Origin of the sequence: Enterobacter cloacae complex sp. I2, assembly GCF_014896205.1 — a bacterium.
Lineage (GTDB): Bacteria > Pseudomonadota > Gammaproteobacteria > Enterobacterales > Enterobacteriaceae > Enterobacter > Enterobacter quasihormaechei.
Window position 1 is genome coordinate 85,479 of sequence record NZ_JADBRA010000023.1, and the last position, 7,973, is coordinate 93,451.

At 53.6% G+C, this 7,973-nt stretch carries 5 protein-coding genes; 3 read left to right on the forward strand and 2 right to left on the reverse strand.

The annotated features are described in order from the left end of the window. The first annotated feature begins 276 nt into the window (after positions 1-276). Together crfC and IM300_RS18980 are read left to right on the forward strand one after the other, a co-directional pair. Positions 277-2,631 (forward strand): clamp-binding protein CrfC, encoded by a 2,355-nt coding sequence (gene crfC / locus IM300_RS18975; protein ID WP_193037790.1) that lies wholly within the window; start codon positions 277-279, stop codon positions 2,629-2,631. Continuing rightward, positions 2,628-3,506, forward strand: coding sequence for a diguanylate cyclase regulator RdcB family protein (locus IM300_RS18980; protein WP_193037792.1), 879 nt, complete (start codon positions 2,628-2,630; stop codon positions 3,504-3,506). The genes crfC and IM300_RS18980 overlap by 4 nt, the downstream gene beginning before the upstream one ends. A 32-nt stretch (positions 3,507-3,538) precedes the next feature. On the opposite strand, the gene kdgT is transcribed toward IM300_RS18980, so the two are convergent. After that, the gene (gene kdgT / locus IM300_RS18985) at positions 3,539-4,531 is read right to left on the reverse strand and encodes a 2-keto-3-deoxygluconate transporter (RefSeq protein ID WP_063865474.1); all 993 of its coding nucleotides are present in this window, start codon (positions 4,529-4,531) and stop codon (positions 3,539-3,541) included. A gap of 645 nt (positions 4,532-5,176) precedes the next feature. Between kdgT and proP the strand changes: the two genes are divergently transcribed. Further along, complete coding sequence (proP, locus tag IM300_RS18990) at positions 5,177-6,679, forward strand: glycine betaine/L-proline transporter ProP (protein ID WP_063449819.1); 1,503 nt, start codon at positions 5,177-5,179, stop codon at positions 6,677-6,679. A 33-nt stretch (positions 6,680-6,712) separates the two neighbouring features. Here proP and IM300_RS18995 read toward each other — a convergent pair whose 3' ends face one another. Next, positions 6,713-7,666 carry a nickel/cobalt transporter gene (locus IM300_RS18995; protein ID WP_193037794.1) on the reverse strand — a complete coding sequence of 318 codons (954 nt, stop codon included), beginning with the start codon at positions 7,664-7,666 and terminating at the stop codon, positions 6,713-6,715. Positions 7,667-7,973 lie beyond the last annotated feature (307 nt).

A 7,973-nucleotide genomic window follows, 5' to 3' on the forward strand; every position in this document is an offset into this window, starting at 1 on the left:
TTTGGCGTCAGGGAATACCTCTCTTTTTTGGTGGGTAAATAACGATGATATATCCTGATGTTTCCTGAAAATGCGTTTTGTCTATTCACTTTTGGCTTTCTGGCCAGAGGGATGTTTTACACGTATTACAAGTCGGGATTTAAATTCTCATTACCTTCAGTTAGTTGTATTAAATGAACATGTTTTCCATACGTGATCATATAAGCCTGAAAAGTATAATTAAAACAATGTGGCTTAATAAAAGTAATAAATTTGCGTTAAGGAAAGGCTTTTATCATGCACACACAGACCATATTTGAATTAAGCCAGGAAGCTGAACGTTTGTTACAGCTCGCGCTGAACAATCTTGATTCATTAAAATCAATGCCGATTGCAAAGCTGGATAGCACAGCCGCTGCCATGAGCGGCGTTAATAACAACGTTTTGCCATTACATTTTAGCGCCCGGGGCGTCGACGCGCAGCAGGCGATGCTGAATAACGAATTACGCAAAATAACCCGCCTCGAAATGGTGCTGGCGATTGTGGGTACCATGAAGGCGGGGAAATCGACCACCATTAATGCGATTGTGGGCACTGAAGTACTGCCGAACCGCAATCGTCCGATGACGGCACTTCCCACGCTGATCCGCCACACGCCGGGCCAGAAGGAGCCGGTGCTGCATTTTTTGCACGTTTCGCCTATTGATACCCTGATCTCCCAGCTACAGAAGAAGTTGTGCGATAACGATCGCGGCAAGTTGGCGCGGCGGCTGGAGATCGACAAGGACATGAATACGCTGCTGGAGCGCATCGAAAAAGGCGAGGCGTTTGAAAAACACCACCTCGGCGCGGAGCCTATCTTTCATTGTCTGAAAAGCCTGAACGATCTGGTGCGGCTTTCCCAGGCGCTGGGCGTGGAGTTTCCTTTTTCTGAGTATGCCGCGATTGAACATATACCGGTGATTGAGGTGGAGTTTATGCACCTCGCCGGTCTGGATGCGCACCTGGGGCAACTGACGCTGCTCGACACGCCGGGGCCGAACGAGGCCGGTCAGCCGCACCTGCAAAAAATGCTCAGCGAACAGCTGGCGCGCGCCTCCGCCGTGCTGGCGGTGATGGACTATACCCAGCTTAAATCCATTTCTGATGCAGAGGTTCGTCAGGCAATTTCGGCGGCGGGGAAATCCGTGCCGCTTTATGCCCTGGTCAATAAATTCGACCAGAAAGATCGTAACAGCGACGATGAAGAGCAGGTGCGGGCGATGATTTCCGGCACGCTGATGAAAGGAAATATCTCTCCAGGGAAAATTTATCCGGTCTCGTCCATGTGGGCCTATCTGGCGAACCGCGCCCGCTATGAGATGACCATCCACGGGCGGCTGCCCGATCATCAGGATCAGCCCTGGGTGCAGGATTTTGCCGAGGCTGCGCTGGGTCGCCGCTGGCGAACGGCCGATCTGGACGATATTGACCATATTCGCCACGCGGCGGATCTGCTGTGGGAGGATTCGCTGTTCGAACAACCGATCCGTAAATTGATTTACGCAGCTTACGCCAACGCCTCGCTGTTCGCGCTGCGGTCAGCCTCGCATAAGCTGCTCAATTATGCGCAAAACGCCAGAGAATACCTGGATTTTCGCCATCAGGGACTGACGGTCGCCTTTGATGAGCTGGAGCGGAATATTACACGCCTGGAAGAGGATATGGCGATGCTGCATCAGCGGCAGAGCGTGGTGGGCGATGAAGTCCAGCATGAAGTAGAAGAGGCGCTCAACGCAACGGACGCATTCCTGCTTCGTCAGAAAGGTGAGCTTCACCAGGCGCTGGCCGACATCTTTAGCCGCCCGTCTGTTCTTGATTTAGCGGGAGGCGACCCAGCCCGTTTGCGTGCAGACGACGCGGATGCGATCCAACAGCTGGTGCTTGACGATGAAGGGCAGGCGCAGATTGTGCTGAGTAAGATCCGATCGTCATGCGAGCGGATTATGCTGGATGCGCAGAGCAAAATTGGCCGGGAGCTGGCGTTACGCTTCGATCAGCTGGAATCCACGCTGGCCCGATCGCTGAATGAGGCGATGCGCCCCATCGAGACGCGAATAAAAGAACAGCTCAGTCATGCCGGATTTCGGGCGCGGATTAGCTTTCCGGCGTTTCAGGCAAACCAGCTTAATTTCAATACGCGCGGCCTGTTTAATGATGCCATTGTGCAGGACATCCCTCCCGCCACTCCGCCAACAGGGGCGGGCAGCGTGCGCGATACCGTCGCGCGCTGGCTCAATCATCCCGGCTGGGGCTGGGAAGAGTACGTGGTGACGCGCACCCGATATGTTATCGACATCGCTCAGCTCCGTGGCAAATTTACGCAGCATACCGATCAGTTTTGCGATCAAATCCGTAAAGCTTTGGCCGCGCAGGTCGATGTCTCTGTTACGGCGGGTATGGCAACGTTCTTTGCGGAGTTTTCGTTATGCCTGACCGGGTTACAGGAAAGCTTGCGTGATAGCCTTGCCGTGCGGCAGCAGAATGAGCACTCAACCCGAGCGCTTAGCCAGTTGTTGAAGCAAAGTATGACCACTGCGGCGTGGATTCAGGAAGATACCCGACTGTTACGCGATGATATTCAAACCCTTTTCGCGGCAGAGCAACCATGACAACACGGCTACTGGACGGTCCCGGGCGGACGCTGGAGTGTATTCATCCAAAATTTATGGTCGATTTGGTCCAGGGGGCGGATGCTGCACGTCACTCTCTTCTGGGGCCACAGCAGCTGCAATTTCGTGAGCGTTTGACGCAGGAGATTGTTACGCAGACCCGGCTGCGGCCGTGGGCAATGGCGGGAATGCTCAACGAAAATGCAGCACTACGGCTGGGGCTGGCGGAGAAACTGGTCGGTATGCTCGACCCCGGACACCTTGCGCTGACCCGTATGGCAGACAGGCTGGTAGCCCTGCGCCAGCAGATTAATCCACGCATCTCTCAGTCTCCCGGATTGTTGCAACAGTACGAAGCGCTCTCCGCCCGTTTCAACCAGCGTGCCGCCTATAAAGAGAAAGCGCTCGCGCAGCGCGGCCTCATAGTTCAGGCGGGTGAGCACAGCGAACAAATTTTTACCCGCTGGCGAGCCGGGCAGTATGACGGCTGGTCGCTGGCTGGCCGCTGCTTTATCGCGCTGGAAGAGTTGCGCTGGGGCGCTTTTGGCGATGCCTGTCGTCTGGCGAATGGCGATGTGGCGGCCATGCTGAAAGATAACCTGCGCAGCATGGCCGCAAACTATCTGGCCCAGGGGATTAATGCCTCTCCCACGACCCGGCATTTTTACCATCAGTGGCTGTCCACGCCCGCCTCTCCTGGCCTGCTGGAATATAAAGGTATGCTGGGCTGGCTGGGGGACTGGTGTCAGGCGGATAAACATCCGGTAAGCTGGTCAGTGACGCAGAGCTGGCAAACGGTGGCGCTGGGCATGCCGAGACTCTGTTCGGCAAAACGGCTGGTGGATGGCATGGTGGAAGAGATGTTTGGTGCGTGATTGCCCCCTCTTTTAAGGAGGGGGCGAACGGCTTAGTGGTGCATTTCTACCGCTTTAGGTTCTGCCTGGGTCTCAGGCACATGGCCAAAGCGTCTGGCGTACAGCGCCGTGATGATCGGGACCAGAATCGCCGTCACAATCACGCTGGCGGCAACCAGGGCCGTGGCGGACGCGGCAACCGGTTCAAAGGCCGGGTTAATCTGGGCGATAATCACCGGGTTGGCTACCGCAGCGCCTGCGGCTGAAGAAGCGGCCACGCCCGCGGTTCCGTTGCCGCCCCCGATGACGCGGTCTGCGATAATCAGCGGAATACCTGTGATGATGATGACGGCAACACCCAGCACAATCCCCAGCAGGCCGGTTTCCAGAATTACGTTCAGGTTGATGGTATTGCCCAACGCGAAGCCGAAGAACGGGATCAGTACCGGGGTGGCTTTGCTGAAGAAATCGCGCAGATCGTGATCGAGATTGCCCAGCGCAAAGCCAATCAGGAACGGCAGGATCGCCCCGACAAAGTGGTGTGGTTCAAAAGAGGCAAGGCCGGCAGAACCCAGAATCAACATGGTCATCAGCGGACCCGATTCCAGGGACATCAGCACGAACGCACCCGATTCTTCTTTGGTACCATATTGATTCATCAGGCTGGCATAAAGACCGCCGTTGGTCATATCCATTGCGGAGACAATGGCCAGAACGGATAATCCGGCGAAGAAGCCGGTCTGAATGCCATTCTCCGGAATGAACATCGCACAGATCATGGCAACGACCCAGGCAACCGCGATTTTGGTAATGACCAGCGTCCCTGATTTACGTAATACCGTACCTGTTGCACGCAAGTTAATAGACGCGCCGATACAAAAGAACCAGACTGCCAGAATCGGAACCGTTCCGGTAATCATACCTTTTGTAAAACCACCAAAATAAGCACCGGTGTTCGGGGCCAGCGTATTTAATATCGCACCAAGTACCAGCGGGACCAGCATCATCCCACCCGGGATGCGTTCTATTGTTGCTTTAATCTTCATCATTAACCCTCACATCTCGCCCGCGTGGCTGGCGGAAATCTCAAAAAATAGATCAACAAATTCAATAAATTGCCCTTTTCGGGGAGCAATCGATTCGTGACTTATGCTGTAAAGCGACATTTAGGCTTTCCGTGTTCCTTCATGTGAAAGCCGTTGAGATATCGTGTTCGGATTTATCATGCGATCTTTGGAATTGCGATTCAATGAAAATAAAACACTGTTTTAGTTATCTTCGTCACATATTGAAAGTAAACAGGAATCCACACTGTTAATAATTAAATTTTGTGTAAATTCGGTGTGAAGAAATGTGATTGTTTTTCGTTTTAAGAGGAATAATAACGGGCGTTAAGATGTGTTTGATAAGGGGGATGAGAATGACCTTATTTATAGTGAATTGACAAAACCTGAAGCCAACTTACGCGCAGGAAAAATATATGTGAAGTTGATCACATATATAAACGCTGGTAGGGTAAAAAGGTCTTTAACTGCCCAGACAGGCGTCAACAGGTTCGGTTGTATCGACATAAAACGTCAATGTAAGTAAACCTGCTACGCTTGAATAAGGAGATTCGCATGGAGCGGATCTCGCGTTCACGGCCTGAAATGCGCTGTGAATTGGACGGGGCTGAGTCTACGAGGAAAGCTATGCTTAGAAGGAAAAAAGTAAAACCCATCACGCTGCGCGATGTCACCATTATTGATGACGCAAAACTGCGCAAAGCGATTACAGCGGCCTCGCTCGGTAATGCGATGGAGTGGTTCGATTTTGGTGTCTACGGCTTCGTTGCCTACGCGCTTGGTAAAGTGTTCTTCCCCGGTGCCGATCCCAGCTTGCAGATGATTGCCGCGCTGGGTACGTTCTCTGTTCCCTTCCTTATTCGTCCTCTCGGTGGCCTGTTCTTCGGCATGCTGGGTGATAAATATGGTCGCCAGAAGATCCTGGCTATTACCATTGTCATCATGTCGATAAGTACATTCTGTATCGGCCTTATTCCGTCCTATGCGACCATTGGTATATGGGCGCCGATCCTGCTGCTGATCTGTAAGATGGCGCAGGGCTTCTCGGTTGGCGGCGAATATACCGGCGCATCGATTTTTGTCGCCGAGTATTCCCCGGACCGTAAACGTGGCTTTATGGGCAGCTGGCTCGACTTTGGCTCGATTGCCGGGTTCGTCATGGGCGCAGGGGTTGTGGTTCTGATCTCGACCGTCGTCGGTGAACAGAACTTCCTCGACTGGGGCTGGCGTATTCCGTTCTTCCTGGCGCTGCCGCTGGGCATCATCGGTCTTTACCTGCGTCACGCTCTGGAAGAGACGCCTGCGTTCCAGCAGCACGTTGAAAAGCTGGAGCAGGGCGACCGCGAAGGGTTGCAGGACGGTCCGAAAGTGTCGTTCAAGGAGATTGCGACCAAACACTGGCGCAGCCTGCTGACCTGTATCGGTCTGGTGATTTCCACCAACGTGACCTACTACATGCTGCTGACCTATATGCCGAGCTACCTGTCGCATAACCTGCACTACTCGGAAGATCACGGCGTGCTGATTATTATCGCCATCATGGTGGGTATGCTGTTCGTGCAGCCGATTATGGGCCTGCTGAGTGACCGCTTTGGCCGTAAGCCATTCATCATTCTCGGTAGCGTCGCGCTGTTCGCGCTGGCTATTCCGGCATTTATCCTGATTAACAGCAACGTGCTGGGGCTGATTTTCGCCGGCCTGCTGATGCTGGCGGTGATCCTTAACTGCTTCATTGGGGTAATGGCTTCTACGCTGCCGGCAATGTTCCCGACGCATATTCGCTACAGCGCGCTGGCGGCGGCCTTTAATATCTCCGTTCTGATTGCGGGCCTGACGCCGACGCTTGCCGCTTCACTGGTGGAGAGCACGCAGAACCTGATGATGCCTGCTTACTATCTGATGGTCATCGCAGTGATCGGCCTGATTACCGGCATCACCATGAAGGAGACGGCGAACCGTCCGCTGAAAGGGGCAACGCCTGCGGCGTCTGATATTCAGGAAGCGAAGGAGATCCTGCGCGAGCACTACGATAACGTAGAGCAGAAGATTGAAGATATAGACGCAGAGATTGAAGAGCTTCAGAAAAAACGTTCTCGCCTGGTTGACCAGCATCCGAGAATTAACGAGTAATAAAAAAACCCGCCGCCGGCGGGTTTTCTTTTATTAGCATCCTGCGGCGATGTAATCCCCGTTGGCGCTAATGGGGATCACCGTCAGGAACAGGACAGTCGCGAACAGGATCAGCACAACCCCTCCGGCAATTTTGACCATCGGCACCATCCAGTTCAGCGAAGAGCCGCCGCCAAACCAGGCGACTGTTCGTTCACGGGCATAACGTACCGCCAGCGATAGCCCCATAATCGACAGCGCCGTGCCCAGCGATATTGTCATCACAGCAGCAATCCCCCAGCTAACGATGCCGAGCGCATTCGAGAACATCAGGATCATAATTGCCCCGCTGCACGGGCGTGCGCCAATGGCCAGCACCACGCCCAGACGGGTTTTCCAGTCGCTTTTTGCCAGATCCACCCCTACGCCGTGATGGCCGCAGCCACAGCGTTCATCATGCTGGTGAAGCGGCTTGATGGCGTTAATCGCCATTTTGCGCGGACGCAGGCTGCTTAGCGCCTGATAGATGATAAACGCACCGAAGGCGGCAATCAGTACGGCGCTGATTTTCTCGACATACCAACGGCTGGTGCTGATATCCCCTGACGCGAGGTTCAATCCAACCGCCAGGATAAAGACAAAGAGGATCGCGCTGACGCCCTGCATCAGGCTACCGATAAACGGTACGACGCGCGCCGCGAGCTGGCTCTCTTTATTAGTAGTGAGATACGTGGCGACGATAAATTTGCCGTGCCCCGGTCCAACAGCATGGAGTACGCCATAAAGAAATGCACCGGTTAACAACCACAGCCCACCGCTGTACTGATGGTTATTAAGTTGCAGCAGATACATCACCAGATAACGGTGCAGGGCGATCTGGGTGGCGAGGCACCACTGTATAAAAGCATTCCAGTGAGTATGAAGAACAAAACCTGCCGTAAGCAACACCAGCACGGTGAGCCCGGCGGTTGGGATACGCCAGTCTCGATGAAGTCGCTGTGTCGTCATGATGTTGACCCGTGAGAGAAATATTTGCCGCTAGTATAGTGTTCAATTGAGTGGATCACACAAGGATCGTCAATGGATTGTGGATAACTCTGTGCGTAAAAGGGTATAAGGCGGGGTTTTGCTGGGGAATACAGCAGTCAGTCATTTTTTTGCAACTTTTCTGTTGCGGTCGCTCGGGAACTCCCTATAATGCGCCTCCATCGACACGGCGGATGTGAATCACTTCACAGTTAACCCGGTCGGTTGAAGAGAAAAAATCCTGAAATAACGGGTTGACTCTGAAAGAGGAAAGCGTAATATACGCCAC